Source organism: Paenibacillus glycanilyticus, from assembly GCF_030161375.1.
In the GTDB taxonomy this organism is placed as follows: Bacteria; Bacillota; Bacilli; order Paenibacillales; family Paenibacillaceae; genus Pristimantibacillus; species Pristimantibacillus glycanilyticus_B.
The window spans coordinates 277,831-301,979 of sequence record NZ_BSSQ01000005.1; the positions used below are offsets into that span (position 1 = coordinate 277,831).

Here is a 24,149-nt window from a genome sequence, read left to right on the forward strand (position 1 = left end):
TGCTCGGGAGGTCGAAAATAAGCAGGAGGAGGGATACAATTCTATTATTTTTCGAAACAGGGATAAAAAAACACAGCTCGCCGGGTTACTATTTCCGACAAGCTGTGTAATATAAAATCACCTATTGCTTACGCATATCCTCTACATGAGCTCGAATAGCCTTATAAAAAGCTTGCCACTCTTCGTTTCCTTGCGCCGAACCTGACATACCCCGATCAACGTTATCCTTATGCGGCTGCTGCGGCTCAGGGGAGGCAACATGCCGTTCCGTCATCGCTTTTGCCCACTTGTCTTTCTCCTCGGACATTTATCCCCCTCATCCCTTCAGCCAGTTTTTGCGAAGCGCAAACAGCTCTTTCAATTCATCCGTCGACAGCTCCGTAATCCATTGCTCCGATTGTCCGACGACCTGCTCGTTCAACTGTTGCTTGCGGTCAATCATCTCGTCGATTTTCTCCTCAAGGGTGCCAAGCGTAATAAACTTATGAACCTGTACCTGCTTGGTCTGGCCAATCCGGAAAGCACGATCCGTCGCCTGATTCTCGACAGCCGGATTCCACCACCGGTCGAAATGGAAGACGTGGTTGGCGGCCGTAAGATTAAGCCCTGTACCGCCGGCCTTCAGCGACAAGACAAACGCGCAGCAAGGAACCTCTGGGTTCTGGAAATTCTCGATCATCTCGTCCCGTTTGGCTTTCGGAACGCCGCCGTGCAAATAAGGAACCTTTAGCTCCAGCCGCTCTTCAAGCAGCTTCTTGAGCTGCTCGCCCATATCAACAAACTGAGTGAAGATCAGGCAGCGTTCGCCTTCGGAAGCAATCTCCTCCACCATCTCGAGCAGACGCGCAACCTTGTTCGAACGGTTCTCGTCCCACTGCTGCAATTCGCGTTCTTCGCTTAGCATAGACGGATGATCGCAAAGCTGCTTAAGCCGCGTGAGGGAAGCGAGTATCAGCCCCCGCCGCTGCATAGGTCCTAGCTTATCCAGCTTCTCGAGCAGATCGGCAACGATATTCTCGTAAATGGCGCCTTGTTCGGCCGTAAGCGATAAATACGTTTTCGCTTCGTTTTTCTCCGGAAGCGACAGCTGGATGGCCGGATCCTTCTTCACCCTGCGCAGCATAAAAGGTTTCACCCAGCGCTGCAAGCCGCTGATGACCTGCTCGTCGCGAGTGCGTTCGATCGGAAGCACAATCGCTTTGCGGAATTCGCCCATGCTGCCCAGGTAACCCGGGTTAATGAAATCGTAGATCGACCACAGCTCGGTCAGCCGGTTCTCCATCGGCGTACCGGTCAAGGCGATCCGGTGATTGGCGGGAAGGCCGCGGATGGCGGCCGACTGCTTCGTATACACGTTTTTTATATTTTGAGCTTCGTCTAGACATAACGCATTCCACTCGATCTGATTCAGCTCTTCTTCGTCAATTTGGGCAAGCGAATAAGAAGTGATGACGATATCGGCATCCGCAATCGCTTCTTGGAGCGCTTCGCCTTTTTCCCGTTTGGGCCCATAATGCAGGTAGGCCGTCAGCGTTGGAGCGAACTTCTCCAGCTCCTTCTGCCAGTTGCCGATAACCGACGTCGGACAGATTAGGAGAGACGGACCAAAACTATGATTGCCATGCTCTTTCACATAGGACAAATACGCCATGAACTGGATCGTCTTGCCAAGACCCATGTCATCGGCAAGCACGCCGCCAAGGCCAAATTTCCGGAGAAATAGCAGCCAGGATACCCCTTGCAGCTGATAAGGACGCAAGGAACCGCGGAAGCTGTCAGGTATATCGACAAGCGGAATCTCCGCTGTATGCTGCAGCTGCTCGAGCCATCTGGTCAAATGGTCATTTAATTCCACTTCGGCCCGCAGATCCAAGGAAGCATCTTCCCCGTCTTCCGTCAAGGTACCGCCAAGCAAATGCATTTCCATCACGTCGCGGAAAGACAACCCTTTGCGTTTGCCTACCCGCTTCATCCAGTCGCGGATTTGGGCTACATCTTGGGGATCAAGATGAACCCACTCTCCGCCAATATTCATCAGCCTGCGGTTTTCCTCGGCAAGCCGTATGAACTCCGACTCCGATATGTCGATATTGCCAAGCGCCATCTTCCAGTCGAACTGCACGATCTGATCGAGGCCGAACATCGGCTGCGCATCGGAACCTACCGAAGATTTCATCTTCGCCTTTAGCCTTACCCGGCGGGAACGGACTGCTTCCCACCAGCTTGGCAGAAGTACCGGACAGCCTGCTTCCAGCAGCTGCAGACTAGCTTTCTCCATAAAGAACCAAGCATCGTTATCCGAGAGTTGTCCGCGCAGCTTCTCCGGATCAGCTTCGTCTCTCCAATCCGGCAGGGCTGCAAGCCACCGTCCTTGCTCCTTCGCAAGCCTTGACTCCAGATGCGGCAGCCAGTCTTCCGGCAGCGGTCCGTCTTGTTCAAACAACGCCTGCCAGTTCCCTTTGGAATAAACGACCGGAATCCACGGTCCGCCATTACGGTCTTGCAAAGCAGGCCGAAGCTGCCAGCTTGCCCCTGGGGCCGGTTCTGCCAACTGGAGAGCAACTTTGAACGGCATCGTATCCTTATGAAGGCCCAGCGCAATCAGCCAGTCCTCTTCATCCGCTGCCTTATGCTGCAGAACGGTCTCCCCGCCTGCCGCAGCGGTGATTGTGCGCCAAGCGGCCACAGCTTGGTCGTTCTGCGCCAGTATTTCTTCAACCGCATCGCTTAGCCACTGGTCCGCGCCGGCGATGCCGGAATCAAGCACCAGCCGCTGCCATTCCAGCGCAAAAGCAGCTTGATCGGCCGGAACCTCCAGCCTCCAAGCCCGTCTATGCTCTGACCAGCGTCCCCAGTCCGGCTGAAACCATCCTTCCAGCAAAACTTCACGAAGCTTACCTGCCAGCTGCATCAAGGATTGAAGCCTATCCGACCATTCCACCTGCAGAAGCCTTACATGCTGGGGAAAAGACAAGTAATCGACGGCAAGCAGAGGGGGAAGCTTCAGCGCTTTCCCGCCTTCCGCCTCTATTTCTTCAACCTCTGCGCCATACCAGGAGGCCTGATGCCAGGCAAATAGAACCTGCTTCAGCCTGACCGGACTTTCCTTACGGTCGGATGCCGCAAGAATGATGCCACTGTCTCCCGCATGTTCGCCATGCTTCCAGTATCCGTCCACGAGTAATGCACGAGCGCCGATGAATGATTTCATGTTACGATTTTTCCTTTCCACAGCTCTTCCTGGAATGCGCGAAGCCGTTGGTACTTGCTCACGATCCCTTCAATGTAGCGCTCCCATTTGTCCGCGTGTTTACCGGCATTATAGAGCTTCTCCAGCTTCTTCAGCTCTTTCACGGCAAGGCGGTAACCCTGCCGGTTGCGTGAATTGATGGACTCCTCAATAGACTGATGATAGAGCGGTATCAACACATGCGGTGCGGCCTTCGTCATCTCGCGAATATTTTGAACGCCAAGATCATCCGGCTTCATTCCGATCAGGAGCTGGAGATCCGCCCACTCGTCGTACTTTTTCACGGCAAGCCAATGATCCGACAAGTCGGCGTAAGAATGCGGCAGCATCTCAACCATATAACGGGTCCAGAGCGGTTCATCGGGCTGATCCGTATCCGCTCTTCTGCACAACGTCATAAACGGCCCAATCGTCCTTGCATTCTTAACCTTTGAAATATGCTCATACAGGAAGTTCATCCAAGAGCCGATGATGGTCCAGTCTCCTTCTTCCAGCCGTTGCGCTACGCAAGGATAAATGACCTTCTGGGAGCGCTGGAAATCCGTCTTGCCGAAATGCGCAAGCGCAGCTTCGTCATCCCGTCCAAAAAAACTAAGCATCGCTGCCGCGGTATGGATGAAACTCACATTAACCGACTCATCCGCTTCCCGGTATTCTTCCTTCGCCATGTTGTCTAACTCGCGCGTATACCACTGCGCATCCGTAGACATCCGTTCGCATATCGCCAAATAAATAAAGGTCCAGTCAAACAGCTGCTGCTCGTTTTTCATCGCTTTGCTCTTGGCGTAACCCGCCAAATAATCAATCCAATGGCGGAGCTCCCCGTCCGCTTCGGACGGTTCCAGCTCAAGCGCCAGCGTATAATAATGCTCTACCCATGGCTCCGCCATGCGCAGAAACGACATTTCGTGATAATAACGGCTGAACGTATCGACCGTCTTGATGGCCTGCTCCGCCTGATCGAGCACGAACAAAATCACGCTCATCCAGTGCAGCCGCTGGCTTCGTTTATCCCAATGCTTCGTAGTTCCCTTTAGAGCCGACAAGACCGGCTGCAAGGCATGAAGCGAATGACGGCAGCTGCGCCATGTTTCGCCGTATTCGTCCTCCATCCAGCGTCCCCACTCTTCCGGCGAAGCATCGTCCGACGGTTGATCATGCCGGCCGCTAAACTTCGGCACGCTTACGGTAACCGTCCCCTGCTGCTTCTGGTCATTCCCCATAATCCGGTCGTAGGCCGCTTTCGCCGCCGCTTCTCCGTCCAAGCTATGGCAATAGGCGAAATAAACAGCCGCCATATGTTTGCAATAATCATTAAAGGGACAAGTACATTTGCTGTATTTGAAATGGTCTGAATCAAGCAATACGGAGTATACATCCGAGCCCTGCACGGCGCCGTATAACGTATCTTCGTCCGCCTGCTTGACGTTCAGCACCTGGCCGCTCCGATAATAATTCCATCCGCGGCGAATGATTTCTTCGTTCAAATGTTGTCCCAGACTATGTTCAAGCGCTGTATGAAGCTTATCATCAAGACTTGCCAAGTTCGTTCACCCGCCCTCTTCCGTTCACCTAGCATCTTATTAGTATACCACAACAAATGCCCCCTCTGAAAAGACAAAAGCAGCCCATTTCCCTCCCGAAAGAGTAAATGGACTGCTGAATGGATAATAGCTATTAGTGCGGAATGCGAATATAGAACGTAATTATGCCCTCATCTTCCGTGATGACCTGAATGGTTCCTCTGTACTTTTCCGTAATCGACTTGACGGTAAACAACCCAAGACCTTGATGGGCATCGTCTTTGGTAGTGAAACCCGCTTCGAACAAAGGTTTTGCCGTTACTTCCCGGGCATTGGAACAAGTATTGCGGATGCAAAATTCGAGATAGTCTTCCATTTGGCTGCCCGTAAGTTCAACCTCCCGGCATCCCTCGGCATATTTCATAACCTCATCAAACGCGTTATCAATCAGGTTGCCGAGCATCCGATTCACGTCAAGCGTCTTGAGCCCCATCTCGAGCCGGTTAAGTCCGCTGAAGGAGCAGGAGAACGCAATCCGGTAGCTTTCGGCCTGCGAGATTTTTGACCGGATGAGTGCCGCAATTGCCGGGTTCCCGATATTAATAATATCGTTCATGAGCCGGATCTCGCCGGTCAGTTCTTTCGTATACGCGACCAGTTCCTTCGATTTGTTGAGCTCCGCAAGGGAATGGATCGTCTGAACATGATTCAGGAAATCATGCCGCTGCGCCCGGATCGACTGGAACATGCTGTTGATCTCATCGACATACGTCTGCTGCGTGACTTCAACGACCTTCTCGCGAGTCTGGCGGAAATAGCGCATCGCAACGAGGGCGACCACGAGACTGATTCCGGTAACGAGGAAGATGACGATGCCAATGTTCAAAAATTGCGCATCCAGCCTGTCTTGAATGACTTGGTAATCGGATACCAGTGACAGAACGTATCCATGGATTGGATTTCCGTTCTCATCAACGAGGTTGACGCCTTCGCTGCCTGTCGACACCGGAATAAACAGTTTGAGCACGTGTTTACCGTTAATCTTTTCGTTGACCGAAATAGATGTGCCGGTAGCAAATGCTTTGGTTACATGGCCGATGTCGCCATCGTCCTGGTAACGGTACGTTCCGTAAAAGATATCCTTCTGCAGCAAATGCCCCTGCAATTTCCCGTCTTCATTAACGGTATCAAAAGAACCTTTGCCTAATGTAGTCGGGTTAAAGACGGTTGCTTCCAGCAAGGAATCGCTGCTTTTGATCGATTTGTCGATTAACTCGTCAATGCCGGTCAGCTTTTCGTAATCGGCGAGCGTCCTGTAGCTGACGTACGGATCAATAATGTAGTTGGTCGTGCCGTCGTGGTAATAGCCCCACTTGTAGATGCTGTCCGGGTCGGTGGAAGCGACCTCAAACGGTCCGCTCCAGAAATTCGGAAGCGTCTGCCCCAGCCAATCGATACTGACCTCATGTTGGTCGAACAACTGATTAAAGGCGACATACCATGGGTCCCATGTTTTGGTCCCTTTGCCCAGTTCGTTCTCGTCCGAGGACTTGTACAAAATAATATTGTCCGCCGTTCTCTTCATCAGCGTAATATGCTCGACGCCCAGCTTGGCGCTTAATTCCTTCAACTGCTCGTTCGTTACCTTCTCAACGTCGGGATCAAGCGCGTATTGTGCCGCGATCGCCGCAACCCGAAGTTCCCGTCCGATCTGATCCTGGAATTTCTCGGCACCTAGCCTGGATTGTTCGACGGAAAATTCGATTTGCTTTGCAACAGCCCGCATCTCATGGTTAAGCGCATCTTCCAGCGTTTGTTTGGTCAGAAAGTAGTAAGCGGCATTGCTGAGTAAAACGATGATAACGCTCAAGCTGATCGCCATGAGCCAGATATTGCGAGGCATATGTTGCTCCTTTAAGCTCTTGTAGTTTAATTCGATTATACAATATCCGCCGCGTTATAATGAGCAAGAAGTTGTTTCCATCATCCGCGGGACCTCTTCATCAATAAGCGAAGCGCCCATTTGCGCTCGGTGCGCTTCTTGTAACGGGGCAAAGCCCGGTAGATCCGCAGTCCTTCCCGGATCGCTTCCAACGCGTCATCCTTGCGGTTCATTAGCTCGTATATTTCAGCAAGGCGATAATAGGCTTCGCAGGACGAAGAATGAATCTCCTGGAACGCTTCGATATAGGAGAGCGCTCTCTCCGCATCCTGCTTCGAGTAATGGGCAGCCAGTCTTAAATACGGCGCTCCATACTTCACTCTAGGGTTCAAGAGCAGCGCTTTGCTCATGGCGGATTCGCCGGCTTCGGGCTTGCCGGTCTGCATGAGGCACAGTCCCAGGTCATCCCAATACTCCGCCGAATCATCCAGCACCCGTTCGAGCGGATCAAGCAAACTCAGCGCCTCGCGGTACTTTTTCTTGTCGATTAATATGCGGGCGATCTCTACCTTGGCAGACGTATCATTGGGAGACTGCGCAATATGGCGCTTCAGCTTTCTTAAGCGGGACGATCTTCGGAGCGGCTTCAGCAAGCTTGGCGAGAGGCCAATAAACCGCCGGTCCAAAACATATACAATAAACAGGATTGCGATGATCGCAATAATCGGATTACCGAAAATCCATGTAAAAAAGACGAATAGCAAAAATAATTTCCCCATAAAATCCCCCTGATTTATCTCAAACTTATTGGTGTAATTTGTATGAATAAATCTTTCGTCAATTCTAACATATTCTTGACATTATTGCGTTTATTCTAGAAAAAAAGAGCTGTCCCCGCGGCCTAGTCATACGGCTCGCAAGAACAGCTCTTTTCTTTTCCCTAACCTTATTCATTAACGGTACAGGCCGTTATCTTCCGCTTCCTTCACCCATACTTGCATAAATCCGGCTTCCCGGTTATCCCACGCATAATAAGGAATGAGTTCGCAGGAGCGGCCATCCGATGTTCGGCCCCGCAATACCGTTACCCCGCCAAGCAAATGGCTCTGATGCTCCGAAACAAACGGTTCCGATGCTTTGAGGGAGAACTCGTCGTACGTTAGCAGCTCATTGCCGGTCTGCTCCAGGCAATACACGACCGGCCCGCGCGCAAAAGCAATGCGGCCCTTGTTGGCTTCGACTTCGCCCCGGGAACGAACGGCCGCAACCGGCATATCCAGCTCCAGCTCAATCGTATCTCCCGGCAGCCAATGCCGCTTCAGCACGAGATAACCTTTCTCCGCCAGCGCTTCCTCGCCTGATACCGCTTCGCCTTGAACCTTCAGCCGGTAGCTTCTGCACCAACCCGGCAACCGCAGCCGCACGGTAAATGCTTCCGCCTGTTCCGGCGCCAACCGGAGCTGTACGCGGCCATCCCAAGGATACGCGGTCGACTGGGCTAACTGAACGCTTCTTCCGCTTGCCAATTCAACCTTGGTTTCACTGCTCAAATATTGGTTGACCGCAATGCCGTCATCCGATTTGGCATACGCGTATTGGCCGATGGACGGCAGGAACCGCGCAAGGTTTGTCGGGCAGCAAGAAGTGTGGAACCATTCCACCCGGTGATGCTCCCCTTTGGATGCGAGCGGATTTACGTAAAAGAACCGGTCTCCGGATAACGATATGCCCGACAAAGCGCCGTTAAACATCTCCCGCTCCACCAAGTCCGCATATTTGCCGTCGCCATGAAGCAACGTCATCCGGTGATTCCAGAACGCCATGGCAATGGCCGCGCAAGTTTCGCAGTAGGCGGACTCATTCGGCAGATCGTAATCATGCGTAAAGCCCTCGTTATGGACGGATGGCCCAATGCCGCCGGTAATGTACATATTGCGTTCAACGGTATGCGCCCATACCCGGTCAAGCGCCTCCATATAGGTCGGATCGCCCGAGGCAAGCACGACATCCGCCATTGCCGTATAGAGATACATCGCCCGGACGGCATGCCCTTTCACTTCGCGGATATCTTTGACCGGCACGTCATCCTGGCAGTACGCCGGACCCCAATCCTCTTTATCCCAAATCGCGCCAATGCCATGGCCATGGCCGCGTTCTTCCAGAAGCCAGAGCGCGAGCTTCCAATACCGTTCTTCTCCGGTCACGCCAAACAGCTTCACGAGCGCAAGCTCTATCTCTTCATGGCCTTCCGCCCAATGGCGTTTGCCCGGGCCAAACAACGAGTCATAATGATCCGCCAGACGGCAGGCCACGTCAAGCAGCTTCCGCTTGCCGGTTGCTTGATAATAAGCAACCGCGGCTTCCAATAGATGGCCGCCGTTGTACATCTCGTGTTTTTCCATGTCGGTCCACTTCTTGTCAGGAGCTTCGACCGTATAATACGTGGACAAGTAACCATCGCTCTCTTGCGCCGCCTCGATCAAATCGATGATGCGGTCAATTTCCGCTTCAAGCTTCGGATCGCGCTCCGTCATAAGCGAGTAGGCAGCACCTTCGAGTACTTTGTATACATCGGAGTCGTTATAATACATGCCCTCGTATTTGCCTTCGGTTAATCCGCCGGCAAGCGCGAAATTCGCAATCCGGTTCGTCTTCTCGCATTGGTCAAGACACACGCCCATCGTCACGTCTTTCAGCGTCTGGAGACGCGGACGCCAGAAGCCTTCGTTAATGGCAACCTCGGAGAACGGGACTCCGCGCCAGCCTTTGATCTGCTCATTCGTTACGGTCATGGTTTACCTCCTAAAAATTACTTCATTACCCTTTAAGCCCCGTCAGCGTAATGCCCTCAAGGAAGAACCGCTGACCGATCAAGAACACAATAACGCATGGCAGTACAACAGCCGTTGACGCGGCCATGAGCAAGTCCCACTGCGCGTTATAGCTGCCCTGGAACATTTGCAAACCAAGCGCAAGCGTAAAGCGGCTATCGCTCTTCAAGTAAATGAGCGGCCCCATGAAATCATTCCAAGAAGCAAGGAACGTAAAGAGCGCAACTACGATGACAGCCGAACGGCTAAGCGGAAGCAGGATCCGCCAATAGATCTGGAAATACGTTGCTCCATCCACGACAGCCGCTTCGTCAAAGTCCTGCGGAATCGACATATAGAATTGGCGAAGCAGGAAGATGTTGAAGATGCCGCCGCCGAAATACGACGGTAGGATCAGCGGGTAGAACGTGTCGTAGAAGCCAAGCTCTTTCCAGCCGATAAAGCTTGGAATCAACGTAACGGCAGCCGGCAGCATCATGGCGGACATCAGGATGGCGAATATCGTATCCCGGCCCTTCCACTTGATGCGGGAGAAGCCAAACGCGGCGATCGTACTGGATACGACCGTCCCGATTAGAACGCCAACTACGATAATAAGTGTATTTTTGAAGAAGGTTCCAAACGGCACAACCGTCATGGCATCCTTGAAGTTTTCAAAGTGAAAAGGCTTTGGAATCCATTGCGGAGGCATGATGAAGATTTGGGACAAATCCATCACGGAGCTGCGCAACAGCCACAGAAACGGTACGATAAACATCGCGGAAACGATCAGCAGGGCGGTAAACCCGGCCGTAAGCTTCAGCCTGGATTCTCTCATTATTGTCGTTCCCCCTCATAATGCACCCAAGATTTCGAGGTCTTAAAGATAAAGACGGTAAAGATCATAATGATAATGAACAATACCCATGCCAGCGCGGACGCATAGCCCATTTCCGTATCGCGGAACGCGGTCCGCCACAGGTAGAACACGAAGAACAAAGATCTGTCGTTAGGTCCGCCCTGCGTTAGAATATAAGCCTCGCTGAACACTTGGAAGGAACCGATAATCGTCATAATCGTGTTGAAGAAGATCGTTGGCGTCAGCATCGGAACCGTAATATGGCGCAACTTGCTGTACCAGCCGCCGCCATCCACGTCAATTGCTTCGTAATACGATTTAGGTACCCCGGACAAGCCGGCCAAGAAAATAATAACGGTCCCGCCAATTCCCCATAACGTCGTCAGCACGATCGAAGGAATAACGCTGCCTTCGCCAAACAGCCAGTTGCTCGTTGGCAAATGAAGCCAATTCAAAGCGGTATTCAGCAGCCCCAGATCCGGGTTCATCAGCCACATCCAAATCATGGAAGAAGCTACCGCCGGAACAATGCTTGGCAAATAGATAATCGTGCGGAACAGGGAACGGCCCTTCAAATTCATATTGAGCAGAATCGCCAGGAAAAACGAAATAATAATGACGGCCGGCACGCGAAGGACAACAAAATAAAAGGTCGTGCCCAGCGATTTGTAGAACAGTTCATCTTCACCGCTAAACAGCTTGATATAGTTGTCCAGACCGATAAAGCTGGTCTTATCCTTGAACACATTGTAATCCGTTAAGCTGAGATAAAAGCTGGCGATCATCGGCCCTAAAGTATAAATGATGAAACCGAGAATCGCCGGCGATGTAAAGAGCAGACCGTAGAACAGCGCCCTGCGCTCCCTGATGGAGCTTTTTTTCTGCGGTGCTGTCTTGGCAGACTGTCCTGTCTTTGCCGAAATCTCCACGCCGTTTCCCTCCTGTCTATAGCAGAGGACAACGTCCTTAATGTTCTAAGAAGCGCTGTCCTCTCCTGTTATCCGCTATTTGCGGACAGCTTACTTCACGTCGCGCCGGCCTTGAACTTGCTGCTGCGCTTTTGCGGCAACCGCATCAAGCGCCTCTTGGGCCGTCTGTTTGCCCAGCCACACTTTATCGAGAGCAGGGTTCACGACATCCATAATTTTGTTGAAGTTTTTCACATAAGCCGTTGGTGTTGGATGGCTGTGATTAAGCAACATGTCAATGATGGCGCCTTGATAGCCGGATGGACGGGAAGGCAGATCGGCCGTCCACTTCGCCAGCTTCTCGGAGTCGGTGTACCAGTCTTTCGGAGCCGGCATCCATGTTCCGGCTTTCAATACGTCAATCGCGGCATCCGGATTAAGCAAAGCTTTCAGCAGCTCCCACGATTCTTGCGGATGTTTCGACGATTTGAAGATGGAGAACATACCTGCTACAACGGTTGTTACCGGCTGTTTCATGATCGGCAGAACACCTACGTTGTAATTGAATTTGGATTGCGCAAGACCTGCGGTTGCCCATTGTCCGTCAATCGCCATAGCTACTTTTTTCGTTTGAAGCGCTACGTTTGTACCCGGAATGTTTTTCGATTGCAGCGGTGACGGAGCAACGTGATGAACGTTGATCAGGTCGGCCATTTTCTGAATTACTTCAACGGCTTCCGGTTGATTCAGAGCAAAGGTTTTACCGTCAGGCGAGAGGAAATCTCCACCGTTGGAGTAGATAAAGTTACTGTACGCTCCCCACCATGTTGGCAGGTTGATACCGAATTGTTTAATATTTTTAGGGTCAAAGCTTGGATCTTCAGCATTGCGTCCCTTGTTGTCGATGGTCAGTTTTTTGGCAACTTCAACGAACTGGTCCCAAGTCCATGCTTTGGAAACATCGGAAGGAGGCGGTTCGATGCCTGCTTCTTTGAATACATCTTCGTTGTAGAACAGACCAAACGTTTCCGGTCCTGGACCAATACCGATGACCGTACCCGGCGTAAGCGAATAAGTGATGTTAGGCACGATGGATTCAAGCGTCAGCTCCTGGTCTTTCGCCAAGAAATCCTGCAGGTTCAAGAACTTCCCTTCTTCAGCGAGCGGAAAAGCAATTGTTGCCGATTCCATCATCGCTACATCCGGCGCGTCGTTGCCGGCAACCATCGTTGTCAGCTTCGTATCGTAATCGCCAGCCGAGATCGCCTGAAAATCAACCGTAACGTTCGGATGCGCATCTTCGAATTTCTGAATAGCGAACTTGTAAGCCGCTACTTCTTCCGGCGAACCCCAGCCGGTCAATTTCAGCTTGATTTTCTCGCCGCTGCCGGAATCTTTGCCGGTCGTGCCTTCAGCAGCGGTATTCTTGTTATTGGATGAGGAATTTCCATTAGAAACATCAGACTTACTACAGCCGGACATGACAAGCACGGCCGACAGAATCGTAACCATAAATGCAGAAGCGTATTTTTTTCGATTCATAATCATTATTTCGAGCCCCTCTCTTATTTCCATCCTCATGGATCATAGCTGCAGTCTATGAATGTCTTTATTGTAGAGGATAGATAACGCTTACAAAACCCGAGCATTTCTAGAATGGTGGACTTTTATTGGGTCTTGTGAGGCAAACAAATCATAATGCTCGTTCCCTTGCCCGGCGTGGAATGAATACGGATGCCATATTCGTCGCCATAAGCCATCCGAATGCGGGAGATCGTATTTTTAATGCCGACGGATGCCGATTCTTCATACAGAATCGTATCTATGCCGTCTTTGCTGATTCCCCGCCCGTTATCGCGGATTTCGAAATACCGGTTGCCCTCTTCAATCCAACCCCGGATCGTGATCACTCCGCCTTCCTCCATGCCGCTGAAGCCATGCAATATGGCATTTTCCACAAAAGGCTGGAACAATAGCCTCGGTAATTTATTCTCGTACAAAGCCGGTTCGATCTCGTAATTCACCGTGAACTTGCCTTCGAACCTGGCTGACATGATGTAGAAATAATTTCTCATCCATTCCAGCTCTTCGGACAGATGAACCGCTCCCCAGTCCTTCCTGGACGTATAATGAAGCATATTGGAGAGGCAGACGAGCATCTTGCTGAGTTCCTTCTGGTTATTCTCAAGCGCTGTCCAATTCATGATGTTTAACGTGTTGTATAAAAAATGAGGATTCATCTGCATGTTCAAAGCATGAATCTCCGCTTCTTTCTCCTTCAGCTTAATCTCGTAATTTTCTTTCACCAGCATGGCAATCCGGTCGTTCATCCGGTTGAACCGCTGCGAGAGCAACCCGAATTCATCTTGCCTGGTAATCTCGACATGAGTCCCGAAGTCCCCTTCTCCAACCGAACGCATGGCGCCCATCAGCTTTTTGATCGGGCCGGTCATGCGGCTAAGGATGAAATAAGCGAACAATAAGGCAATAACGCTCAGTACAATCGCCGTCACGACCGTTGAAGTGCGGATGACCGGTACAAGACTGGCTACAAGTACGGATTGCGGCGTAACGACGATAGACATCCAGCCCGTAATCTCCGAGCGGGCATAACTGACGATCTGATTGTGGCCATCGATCTTAATCCGCGCCGTACCGCTAGTCTTGTCCCGCAACTGCTCCAACCAATCCGCATCGTAGGATTTGGTTACTCTCGTCTTGTCGCTTGAAGCGACCACAATATTGTCCGGGTTCAGCACCATGTAGGAGGAGCCGGCCGGAATGCTTTTCTCGAACAGCTTGTCCATCACGGTGGATTTAAAGCTGATCGTCAATACCGGACGTTCAACCTCCGGCTTCAGCCCCATTAGCGAGCTGTCTTCCATATGGGAGAAATTGAGCAGCCTTGTTGCCGAGAACAAATACCGGAAATCGATTGTCCCGTCTTCCAGCCACGGCTGATCAAACATCTTGATGAAATCATACGTCGGATACCAGACCATCTTCCCTCCCGCCTTAACCGCTTCCTTGTAAATCGCCGATTGCGCAGGATCGCCAAGCGGCATTTGCACGGAACTTCCGAAGCTGTAATAAGAAGTCCACAGCTGCGCCGAATAGACATCCTCGTTGAGGGAGAAATACTTGCTTAATATTGCGGTAACCTGGCGGTCCGCCGCGACCAGCGCCGCTTCGTCAGACGGATTCAGATTGTTGAAGATTTGAAATAAGTCCTTGTCTACAAACAAAGCCCGGCTGTTCTGATCGGCTATGCCAAGCTTCGTGTCGATGACATCATTGTTTTTCATGACAACGTCATACACGTTTTGTTGCGCCTGCTCGGTCACTACATGAAGACTTGTTCGGTAAAACAAGGTACTGAGCACTAGCAGCGGCAGCGCAATCAGCGTCAGATAGCTAAGCAGCAGCCTTTTCCTGAATGTCATAGGGAATCTCCTCCGGTTAATGATCGTGCCGTGTGCTTGAATGCTTCCGGAGACAAGCCGACCTGCTTCTTAAATATCCGGGTGAAATACTTCGTATCCCGGTAGCCGCACCGCTCCGCGATCTCGTATATTTTCAGCTTCCCGGCTGCAAGGAGCGCTTTCGCTTCCCTCATCCGGGCTTCCGTAAGATGATCGGAGAACGAACGCCCCGTGCGCCCCTTAATCAAGGTGCTGAAATAAGACGGATTGAAGTGAAACCGTTCCGCTGCCGTCTCCAGCGTCAGATCCTCGCTATAATGGGATTGAATCCAGCTTAAGCACTGCTCGACGGCTGCGTCGCCGGTGCCCTGCTTCCGTTCGGATAAGGCGCGGTGAACCGTTGTCAAACCGCATAGCAGCTGCTCCATGAGTTCTCTGCCCGTTCCGCAAGCAGGAATCCGCTCGGAGGCCGCTTCGGTGAGAACGGTTCCAACCTGCTGATCAATAATGCCCGAGGTCCGGCTCTTGAGCTTGATTAATGTTAAGGCCGCATAATTATGAAGGAGCCTTGGTTCTGTATAACCTCCGGCTGCAAGGCTCTTGAAGGCTTCGCGGCACATCGCTTCGACTTTTGAGAAGGAAGGGTCTTGAAGAGCTTCGAACAACAACTCGCCGTCGAGCAAATACAACGTCTCCTTCGGCTCATTGCCTTCCAGCTCTTCCGCGCGGACCACTCCTTGCCACTCCTCGTGAAAAGCATAATGCAGCGCTTTCTCTGCCCGCCGATACATAGCAGGAATGTCTTCCGAATCCGTTCGGCAGGCAATGCCGTGTAGAATGCGGCCGGAACGCGTTTGCGTTTGCTCTCTTAGCTCATGCTCAAGGGCTATTGCCGATTGATCTGACAACTCGCTGAACTTCAACGCCGTAATGAGTCTCTCTCCCTGTTGTATGGTCTGCAAAGGAAATACGCAGGCTTGTCCATGGATCTCCGCCAGTACTTGAAGCTGTTCGGACAGAACCGTCATTAATGGCGGCAAGTCGGCATCCTCCGGCTCTGCCCGCCTGATCTCTGTAAGCATGAGAACATCCAGCTGCTCTAGCAGCGGGTATTCCTGAAGCTCTTCGCCTTGGTCTCCCGAAAGCTCGCCGATCAGCCATTGATGAAGCAGCTTGTCCCGGTAAGCGGAAGATGCCTGCTCCAGCTTATGCTTCATACCGGCGGATTCGCCTCTTTCCTTCGCTTCCGACGCAAGCTGCTGCTCGAGCCGCGCCAGCAACGATTCCACTTTGTCCATATCTACGGGCTTCAGCAAATAATCATAGGCGCCATGGCGGATGGCAGTCTGGGCATATTCGAACAGATTATAAGCCGATACCATTACGACCTTGACCTCAATGGCCTCTTCTTGCAGCTTCTGGAGAAAAGCGAGCCCATCCAAATTGGGCATTTGAATATCGCTCAGCACAACATCGGGCCTCTCCGCACGAACAAGGTCAAGCGCAGCCGCGCCGTCTTTAGCCGTCATCACAGCTGCGTCCGGACGCATGGAGCCGATCATGCCGGCCATCCCTCTTAAATGCCGAGGCTCATCGTCAACGATCAATATTTTCATGGTGCAGTCCTCCCCCGTCTCTCGCTCTCTTTGGTTATTACAGTACTACGCACCAAAGCGCTTGAATAGGGGGATAGTCATTTGAGAAAAATTTACAACTGGATCATCATGCTCAATTTGGGAATGAAGAATCGTGAGGGAAATGAATCTGAAGGAACAGAAATGGCGGAAGGAAGGACTAGGACATAAGGGCAGGAGGGTATATAAAAAAAGGGCCCGCTTGCGGAAGCGGGCCTGTCCTAGAAATGGTATCAACTGTGGGGTTGATGCATATGATTGTATCGAATGAACCTTAGTCTAAGATTAAAGAACTTTGTCGAAATTTAAAACAACAAGTAAAACCCCGTTCCAAATATAGGAACGGGGAACTAGGAAACAGCCCGAATCGAGTATGGGATGTTAGATTTGCAACTCCCCAAGCTTGATCAGCTCGACAACCGCTTGCGAACGACCTTTAACGTTCAATTTTTGCATGACATTGGAAATATGGTTGCGGACGGTTTTCTCGCTGATAAATAATTGCTGCGCTATATCTCTTGTAGTCTTATCCTGCACCAACAGCTCAAATACCTCGCGTTCGCGATGCGTTAATAAAAACTTGCTTTTATGGTCGCTACCCTTCAAGTTTGTCACCCCTCCTTGCTCGGGTTTTTATGGTTTAACAAGGTTAAGGGATACAGTCAAATTATAGTATGAATCGGCTATAGCAATGGTGCTGTATGTAAGGAAAATGGGCGCTTATAATCTTAAAGAAATAGGGCTGTCTCCTCGGTCAATCCAACGACCTCTGGGGACAGCCCATGCTTCGTATTACTTTTTAACGGTGATCATAAATATAAGGGGTCGTATGCTTCGTGTCTGGAGAATTCAGCTTTGTAACGTTAGCCGGGAAAATGCGCTCGACCATCGCGTTGAATTCGGACACAAACCCTTGAATCGGGTGGCCAAGACGCACATCGCCCATATAGCCGTTCATCCGGTCTACGAAATCCGGGTTGGCCGAAACGTAAACGTTCTTAACGGAAGGATGGATACGCTTTACTTCGGCGGCAATATCGCTTTTGATTTTGTCGGTTAGCTGGCTTTCGCCGGAATTCGTCATGCTGAGACCGCGCATGCTGCCGTTATGGCCATTCGTGTCATATCCGCCCATCGTGCCGTTCATGCCGTAGGTTCCGTTCATGCCGTTCATGCCGTATTTGCCGGCCGAACCATACGTTCCGTTCATGTGACGGTTCGTATCGGTAATCGGACTGCTCATGTTCGTGCGGCTGTAGCTCTTGGCGCTTAAGCCGCGCGTATGATCTTCAAAAGATACGGCAACATAAGCATTATTGTCGGTAAGCATGACATTGGCGGTTTTGACCGTATTCATGGCAACAAGCTTGTTGGCGATTTCTTCGCTCATTTCCATCTTATAATTTTTATGACTGCCCACGATATTGTTGCTGTTGAGGCGGCGGCCATTGACACGGTTCATTTCGTTCATTTGGTCATTCGCGAAACGTTTGTCCGTTATCGTGCCTGGCGCCGAGAAATTGCGGATCATATTTCCGTTAGCATCGTAACGCACGCTGTTGGGACGAATATTTTTGTTGCCGATATCCCCCTGATTGGCGGCGCATCCTGCTAACGTCGTTGCTAAAGCCACACTTGCAGTAAGAAGAATGAATTTGTTGTTCATGAGCTGGCCACTCCTCCATTCGTAAGTTTAAGCTTTGACCCGTCCTTTATTGTGCTCGGTTACGGCGAAGCTATCCGACAATCGGCTTGACAAATCCATTCAAGTTAAGTAATTTATTATCAAGTATTAGTACCTGGTGCTAAATTATAAACGCAAGGAGCTGGTTATCATGGAAAAACTATTGCAATCCAATGCGGTTATTACCGCCATCGGCACTTATACGCCCGAGAAAATTCTTTCCAACGCGGATTTGGAACAGCTTGTTGAGACGTCGGACGAATGGATTGTGCAGCGCACCGGTATCCGGGAACGCCGAATTGCCGCGGACCATCAGTTCACGAGCGATTTGTGCGTCCGGGCCGCGCGTGATATGCAGCAACGTTACGGCGTCCAGCTTGAGGACGTGGATTATGTTATTGTCGCAACCTCCACGCCGGATAATGTGATCCCAAGCGTTGCCGCGCAAGTACAGGCTGCGCTTGGCATTCGGAAATGCGGAGCAATCGATATTCAGGCGGCATGTGCCGGTTTCACTTCGGCCATCCAACTAGCGAACGGGCTTCTCCTCTCCGGTGTTTACCGCAAAATTCTGGTTATCGGCGGAGAAACGTTATCCAAAGTTACCAACTACGAAGATCGCACGACCTGCATCTTGTTTGGTGACGGAGCCGGCGCTTTCTTGATGGAAGCCGGGGCGGAAGGCGATATTTTGGCGATGTCCGCTCACACCGACGGATCGGGCGGTCATCATGTTTACCGGAGCGGCTTGTCCACTTCAATAAATGCGGCGGATATCGATACAACGAGCCGGATTGTCCAAAATGGACGGGAAGTTTATAAATGGGCGCTTAGCCAAGTATCCGAAGGAATTGCCGGATTGCTAAGAGACAGCGGGTATACGCCGGAGCAGATCAACTGGTTCGTTCCGCACAATGCGAATCAACGCATCATTGACGCGTTATGCGAACGGACCGGCATAAGCGAGCAGCAAGCATTGTCGAGCATTGAGCATTACGGGAATACGTCCGCAGCTTCGATTCCGCTTGCTCTTGATGCCGCTGTCCGGGACGGCAGGGTATTGCCGGGACATGTGCTGCTGCTCTACGGCTTTGGCGGAGGACTAACCCAATCCGGCGTTTTGCTTCGCTGGTCCATATGATTCATGATGGCTCACAGAAACGGGAATAATACGGACATCATCATATGAAGACGGTTGGAATACGTATGGTCCCGGTAAGCCCGGTACATGCCGCGAAGCGCGATTTGTTTCCGTTCCTGATCGTGCTTCAGGTAGTAGTCCAGCTTCTCGATTAGTTCCGCAGGCGAAGAATAAGTGACGATTTCCTGTCCGGGCGTAAAAAAGGATGCGAGGTCGTCGCGCGTATCGCATACCTGCAGTACGGCGCATGCCGCGATCTCGAAAGTGCGCGGATTCGGCGAGACAGCCGTCAGTCCGATTCTGTTGCTGTTATACAAAGCATCGTCATGAGCACGGTGCATGTTGATGACGATCTTGGAAGCATTGTACGTCAAGGCCGTTTCTTCCGGCCCCATCCAATGATTAAGCTTGATCTTGGAGCGGAGCAGTTCATAACGGGACAAACGATCCCACCATATGCCGGAAATCAACGTATTTTTCTCTGCCAGATACGGCGTTAACTCATTGAAATATTGGACCCGGTTCAAATAGGCCGAACCGATAAACGTAATCTCCTTGCGATTGGAACGGTCAGGGTTAATCGGCTTGTATTGGGCCGGATGAAAACAAAACGGCAAGTAATGGACATTCTGGCATCCCAGCTGCTTGTAATAATCAATCGTATTGCGCTCCAACGTAAACACGGTGTCGTAATGAGGAACAAGCTGCGTGGTAATGTCCGTATAATAGGGGTCATCCGTCAGCCATATGGCTGTTCGGATCCCTTTTTCCTTCAAGGCCACTACTTGACCGACGTCAAACTGAAGGCCATCGAGCACGATAACAATGTCCGGAGGATCAGCTGCCGCAATCTCGGCAACCGGCTGCGTGGAATTGACTACGGTTAACCGTTGAACCATCGCCGTTAACGTTTCTCTAACCGCTTGATCGATCGGCGAATAAGGAAACCCTTTGCCGGTCTCCACAAACATCGCATGAATCGGCCATACTTTATTGTTTTGAGGAACCCGGCTGATTGCCTCTTCGCATAACCCATACCAGTATCCGTGATCCCATCCCAGCTGATATCTGGCCGCCCGTCCAGCCTCCTCGCTTGTTTTCCTCTTGAGTCCTGGGGCCATCATTCGTCACTCCTACCTCAATAAATTGACAAGCGTTGCAATCCGCGACGTCATCGTATGATGGCGCAATGTCCGGTACATGCCTCTCATCGCGATTCGAAGCCGTTCTTCTTCATGGGACAAATAATAATCCAGTTTCGCAACTAGTTCTTGCGCGCTGCCATACGTCTCAATCTCGTGCCCGGGACGGTATTGCGTAGCCAAATCCTCCCGAATATCGGTTAGCTGAAGCGTAGCGCAAGCCGATACGTCATACGTTCTCGGGTTAACCGATAAACCCGGCATTTGCAGCATATTCGGATTGTCCGGGCCGGGAATGTCCGAGCGGTGCATATTGATGACGATTTTGGAGCCGTTATAATAATGGGCTGCCATCTCCGGGAGGACGCTGTCCATATGGATGGACGGTTTCAGCAAATGATGATTTTTCAAGCGGTCCCAATGTCCCCCGGCAATAAACACCTTCCGGCGCGACAATTGCTCTGCGATCGAATCAATGAGCTCCACCCTGTTCCAGAAAGCAACTCCGATAAAACAAATATCATATTGGTATTGCTTCTCCGCCCGGAATGACCCGAAGACCGTATCATTTACGGCTAGCGGCAAATGATGCACCTGGAGGCAGCCATGCTGCCGATACAGCTCTACCGTGCCCCGTTCATGCGTTAATACAACCTCATAATGAGGGGCAATCTGAATCGTTTGCGCCGTCATGTACGGATCATCGACAAACCAAATGACCGTCTTGATTCCCATGGCGCGGATAGCCGCAATATGTTCGAGATGATCCGGCGGAAACGTATATAATCCATTCAGCACCAGTACAATATCGGGCTGAATAGCCGTGACCTGCTGAAGCAAGCCCTCTTGCACGCCAACATGCACCTCGCTGACGCATTTTTGGAGCGCCAAGACGATGCCTGAATCAATAGCGTCGAAACCCAATGAGCCTTGCGGTATATACAACACACGCAGAGGCACCACTTCCGGCAATGGAGTCAAGAGAGCCGTCTTTGCCCACTCACAAGCTCCGTCCCGCCATCCTGCGTGGAAGCCGGCCGAATGTCCCTGCTGTTTACCCAACTGGAAGGACGCTGCTGCTCCCGTGTTCACAATTCCCCGTCACCTGCCCGATTGTAGTAGTTATACAAAAAAAGAGCCTTATTCCTGTTTTGTCCAGCTTGGGCATGAACAAGGCAGAAGCTAAGCCCTCTATTGAAAGTTAAAGCCGTTAGACCTGCGTCTCATAAGCAATCTGATGCCCATCTTCGAAACCTTTGGCAAATCCGGAATTATAGCCGTCATTATAGGCTTGGTTAAAACCGTTATCATAGCTGATCGGATCATAACTTGCGCTTTTTCTTCTTTTTCTGACCGACTTTTTCCGGCGAAGCAGGGAGCCCTTGCCGCTCTTCTTGCCAGCTGACTTCTTAGCCCCGCTTAATTTGCGTTTTGTACGGGCATAAGGCTTGCGTTTGGTTTTCCGTTTGGCTGCGGTAGTGCTTTTCTTCTTCATATCAAACGCCTCCTTTGCGTGGACGTTTCCTTCTTAATCCGCTGATTGTGGCATTCAGCCATGGCGTGCCGGGACTGCCAAGCTTCCTATACTTCCGGCGCATGGTCAGTCCCGTTACGGATTCCGCTATATATTTTTGCATCGTTGTCAGTAACTCCACATTTTCGGCAATGCTTTGGGCCAGCGCCGGGGAAGCCCCCGACACATCGGCTATGCTGTCCAGAATACGGGCAAGCGCGGTCTGGCTTCTCGCCAAGGAAGACAGAAGCTCGAGTTTAACTTCCCGCTCCGTTTGAGTGATTGTGCTCAATTCATATCACCCATGCCGAACAGCATTTCTTCGTCATCCCCTTCATTACCTCCGGCTTCGCCTGATTTAGGCAGCACGGATCTCATGACGGAAAGAATCCCTTGGCTCATTTTGTTTACGCCGTCCAATACTTCGATTACCTGCTCGTTGATTTGAGCCGTTTGCTTCATCTGCGTTTGATCACCAAGGAAGGATGCCTCCGTAATATGATTGCATATCCAATTCCGCGCTTTTTCCGCTTCCTCCGCTTTGGCTTCCAGCATTAAGGCGATATTCCACTGCATATTGGCCGTAGCGCCAAGCATGCGCATATAGGCCTGCTCCCGATTCATAAACAAACATCCTCCTTCAGGCCGTTCACTCTTCTTCCTCGAGGCGAAGCTCGCGAACGGTAAACGTCAGCTGCGCTGCAAGCGTCTCTTGCAATTCCGCTATGGTTGATAAATAGGAGACAATTCCGCCAAGCAGGGATTGCGTGCTTGTGAGCAGCCCATCCGTACCGCCGAAATTCGGATTGTTGTCCGGGATGGTCTTCACAACTTCAGCCATCCGAACAACAACATGGCGCTTGGAATCGATCATACGGGCCATTTGTTGATGGGAATGGGATAAATGTTCAATAATTTCGTTTACGATCTGCTGCAACACCAGTCCCTCCTTTGCAGCCATATACGTCTAGTTGTCGTCTTACCAGCATATGCACCTTTGAAAAAGGGTGATACTTCTACAAAGCCTGGCGCAGCTTCACCGGAGGAATGACCGGCAGCCCTTCCGGCAGCGCCTGAAGTTCTTCCACCGTAATCGGATATTTGGCTCTATCTTTCAAACACCAGGCAGCAGCGGCTGCTTCGGTAATGACTTTCCGCTTGGCGCCATGTTCCAGATAATAGAGAAAACCGTCGATTCCTCTTGCGATCTGGCCATGCTTCGGAGCACCGTGATGAACGGCATGGAGAGCCTGCCACTTCCACGAGGCGTCGCCTGCGGCAAGAACTTCGCCAGTCGCCCAGCTGCGGATCAACACTTGCGGCAACCGGACAACCGGTCCGGACCATGCTCCTTCAATTGGACGTTTGATCCCGTTCTCAATCCAGTAAACCTGCGGTCCAACGCCTTTCACAACTACTCCCTCCGGATAAAAGGCGGTTTCCCCCTTCGATTCTGGAGAGGTAAGTTGCGCTGCGTTTGCGCGAACCTGGTGAATCCATGCGTACGGGTTATTCCATTTGGTCATATAATAAACCATATTCCGGGCAGTCACTTGTTCCAGCTGGTCTCCCAGCGCTTTGATGCTGACGCTTCCGAAGTGATGGATAAAAGAATCTCTTGCGATAACAAGGGAGTATCCAAGGAGCCTGGTCCGAATATTATAATCATCGTCTTCATAATTGCCGTATTCGAACCCTTCATCGAGGAAGCCGATCTTCTCCCACAATTCTCGCCGGAATAGGAGGCAGAAGCCCGGAAGCCTGTCGGTTCTTTCCCAGCGCTTCGGATCGGATATATTGTTCAGTCTGGCAAATTCGGGCATATCCTCGACATTATCGTAAGATACCTGGATCTGCTGGTCACCGCTTATATAGTTGGTGACAGGACCAACCATCCCGATCGCCGGATCGCTGTGCAGACAGATCAGCAAGTTGCCCAGCCAATTATCCGTAGCTAATGTATCGTTGTTCAGAATTAGCAGCGTAGTTCCTTTGGCCATCATCAGCCCCATATTCACGGCGCCCGCAAAGCCGTAATTCTGGTCCAGCACCCGGAACCTAACCTGACCGTCAAGCTGCTCCAAATACTCTGCCGTACCGTCCGTAGAAGCATTATCAATGACTATAATCTCATGCGGCTGCTCCGTGTTGTCCATAATGCTGTCGATGCAGCCTCTCAGATAGTCGACTTGATTGTAGCTTGGAATGATAATGCTCGTTCCTTCAAACAAAGATTGGTAACTGCTCTGGCCGGCCTCTAGTCCCTGGTTGTATCCCGCTTGAAAGCCGGCCTGGAAATTGGCCGAGCGTCCGCCTTCTTTCGTCGGCGCGAGCTTGAGACGACGGATGCCCCGCGGTTTACGTCTCACTTAAATCTCTCC

At 51.3% G+C, this 24,149-nt stretch carries 21 protein-coding genes; 1 reads left to right on the forward strand and 20 read right to left on the reverse strand.

The genetic code is table 11. The features are described from left to right. Window positions 1–121 precede the first annotated feature (121 nt). The 13 genes from QQK89_RS07075 to QQK89_RS07135 all read right to left on the reverse strand — a co-directional run bounded on the left by QQK89_RS07075 (window position 122) and on the right by QQK89_RS07135 (window position 17,954). Window positions 122–307, reverse strand: coding sequence for a hypothetical protein (locus QQK89_RS07075; protein WP_284237800.1), 186 nt, complete (start codon window positions 305–307; stop codon window positions 122–124). Window positions 308–316: 9 nt separating this feature from the next. Next, entirely contained in the window at window positions 317–3,211 is a 2,895-nt protein-coding gene (locus QQK89_RS07080) for a DEAD/DEAH box helicase (RefSeq protein WP_284237802.1), read from the reverse strand. Then, window positions 3,208–4,794 carry an SWIM zinc finger family protein gene (locus QQK89_RS07085; protein ID WP_284237803.1) on the reverse strand — a complete coding sequence of 529 codons (1,587 nt, stop codon included), beginning with the start codon at window positions 4,792–4,794 and terminating at the stop codon, window positions 3,208–3,210. Before QQK89_RS07085 ends, QQK89_RS07080 begins: the two co-directional genes overlap by 4 nt. 133 nt (window positions 4,795–4,927) lie before the next feature. Next, window positions 4,928–6,676: a sensor histidine kinase gene (locus tag QQK89_RS07090; protein WP_284237804.1), complete on the reverse strand. Its 1,749-nt coding sequence runs from the start codon at window positions 6,674–6,676 to the stop codon at window positions 4,928–4,930. Between the two features lie 80 nt (window positions 6,677–6,756). After that, on the reverse strand, window positions 6,757–7,434 hold the full coding sequence (locus QQK89_RS07095) for a tetratricopeptide repeat protein (protein WP_284237805.1): 678 nt from the start codon (window positions 7,432–7,434) through the stop codon (window positions 6,757–6,759). Between the two features lie 174 nt (window positions 7,435–7,608). Next, a complete protein-coding gene (locus tag QQK89_RS07100; RefSeq protein ID WP_284237806.1) occupies window positions 7,609–9,447 on the reverse strand; it encodes a glycoside hydrolase family 127 protein in 1,839 nt (612 codons plus the stop codon). 25 nt (window positions 9,448–9,472) lie between these two features. Further along, window positions 9,473–10,303 carry a carbohydrate ABC transporter permease gene (locus tag QQK89_RS07105; RefSeq protein ID WP_284237807.1) on the reverse strand — a complete coding sequence of 277 codons (831 nt, stop codon included), beginning with the start codon at window positions 10,301–10,303 and terminating at the stop codon, window positions 9,473–9,475. Continuing rightward, a complete protein-coding gene (locus QQK89_RS07110) occupies window positions 10,303–11,253 on the reverse strand; it encodes a carbohydrate ABC transporter permease (protein ID WP_284237808.1) in 951 nt (316 codons plus the stop codon). Before QQK89_RS07110 ends, QQK89_RS07105 begins: the two co-directional genes overlap by 1 nt. 90 nt (window positions 11,254–11,343) lie before the next feature. Then, the gene (locus QQK89_RS07115; RefSeq protein ID WP_284237809.1) at window positions 11,344–12,780 is read right to left on the reverse strand and encodes an ABC transporter substrate-binding protein; all 1,437 of its coding nucleotides are present in this window, start codon (window positions 12,778–12,780) and stop codon (window positions 11,344–11,346) included. 119 nt (window positions 12,781–12,899) lie between these two features. Further along, window positions 12,900–14,675: a cache domain-containing sensor histidine kinase gene (locus QQK89_RS07120; RefSeq protein ID WP_284237810.1), complete on the reverse strand. Its 1,776-nt coding sequence runs from the start codon at window positions 14,673–14,675 to the stop codon at window positions 12,900–12,902. Then, the gene (locus QQK89_RS07125) at window positions 14,672–16,270 is read right to left on the reverse strand and encodes a response regulator (RefSeq protein WP_284237812.1); all 1,599 of its coding nucleotides are present in this window, start codon (window positions 16,268–16,270) and stop codon (window positions 14,672–14,674) included. Before QQK89_RS07125 ends, QQK89_RS07120 begins: the two co-directional genes overlap by 4 nt. Window positions 16,271–16,669: 399 nt before the next feature. Further along, window positions 16,670–16,894 (reverse strand): helix-turn-helix domain-containing protein, encoded by a 225-nt coding sequence (locus QQK89_RS07130; RefSeq protein ID WP_006040330.1) that lies wholly within the window; start codon window positions 16,892–16,894, stop codon window positions 16,670–16,672. 193 nt (window positions 16,895–17,087) lie between these two features. Beyond that, entirely contained in the window at window positions 17,088–17,954 is an 867-nt protein-coding gene (locus tag QQK89_RS07135) for a YhcN/YlaJ family sporulation lipoprotein (protein WP_284237815.1), read from the reverse strand. Between the two features lie 169 nt (window positions 17,955–18,123). Here QQK89_RS07135 and QQK89_RS07140 point away from each other — a divergent pair, with 169 nt between their 5' ends. Then, window positions 18,124–19,113 (forward strand): ketoacyl-ACP synthase III, encoded by a 990-nt coding sequence (locus QQK89_RS07140; RefSeq protein ID WP_284237816.1) that lies wholly within the window; start codon window positions 18,124–18,126, stop codon window positions 19,111–19,113. An 11-nt stretch (window positions 19,114–19,124) separates the two neighbouring features. On the opposite strand, the gene QQK89_RS07145 is transcribed toward QQK89_RS07140, so the two are convergent. The 7 genes from QQK89_RS07145 to QQK89_RS07175 all read right to left on the reverse strand — a co-directional run bounded on the left by QQK89_RS07145 (window position 19,125) and on the right by QQK89_RS07175 (window position 24,137). Continuing rightward, window positions 19,125–20,237 carry a CgeB family protein gene (locus QQK89_RS07145; protein ID WP_284237817.1) on the reverse strand — a complete coding sequence of 371 codons (1,113 nt, stop codon included), beginning with the start codon at window positions 20,235–20,237 and terminating at the stop codon, window positions 19,125–19,127. Window positions 20,238–20,246: 9 nt separating this feature from the next. Further along, window positions 20,247–21,347, reverse strand: coding sequence for a CgeB family protein (locus QQK89_RS07150; protein ID WP_284237819.1), 1,101 nt, complete (start codon window positions 21,345–21,347; stop codon window positions 20,247–20,249). A gap of 118 nt (window positions 21,348–21,465) precedes the next feature. Continuing rightward, window positions 21,466–21,750 (reverse strand): hypothetical protein, encoded by a 285-nt coding sequence (locus tag QQK89_RS07155; RefSeq protein WP_284237820.1) that lies wholly within the window; start codon window positions 21,748–21,750, stop codon window positions 21,466–21,468. A 1-nt stretch (window position 21,751) separates the two neighbouring features. Next, window positions 21,752–22,060, reverse strand: a complete 309-nt coding sequence (locus tag QQK89_RS07160) for a hypothetical protein (RefSeq protein ID WP_284237821.1) — start codon at window positions 22,058–22,060, stop codon at window positions 21,752–21,754. Continuing rightward, window positions 22,057–22,392: a restriction endonuclease subunit S gene (locus QQK89_RS07165; RefSeq protein ID WP_284237823.1), complete on the reverse strand. Its 336-nt coding sequence runs from the start codon at window positions 22,390–22,392 to the stop codon at window positions 22,057–22,059. The genes QQK89_RS07160 and QQK89_RS07165 overlap by 4 nt, the downstream gene beginning before the upstream one ends. Before the next feature lie 25 nt (window positions 22,393–22,417). Then, the gene (locus QQK89_RS07170; RefSeq protein ID WP_284237824.1) at window positions 22,418–22,705 is read right to left on the reverse strand and encodes a nucleoside-diphosphate sugar epimerase; all 288 of its coding nucleotides are present in this window, start codon (window positions 22,703–22,705) and stop codon (window positions 22,418–22,420) included. A 79-nt stretch (window positions 22,706–22,784) separates the two neighbouring features. Further along, window positions 22,785–24,137, reverse strand: a complete 1,353-nt coding sequence (locus tag QQK89_RS07175; RefSeq protein WP_284237825.1) for a glycosyltransferase family 2 protein — start codon at window positions 24,135–24,137, stop codon at window positions 22,785–22,787. Window positions 24,138–24,149: the final 12 nt, after the last annotated feature.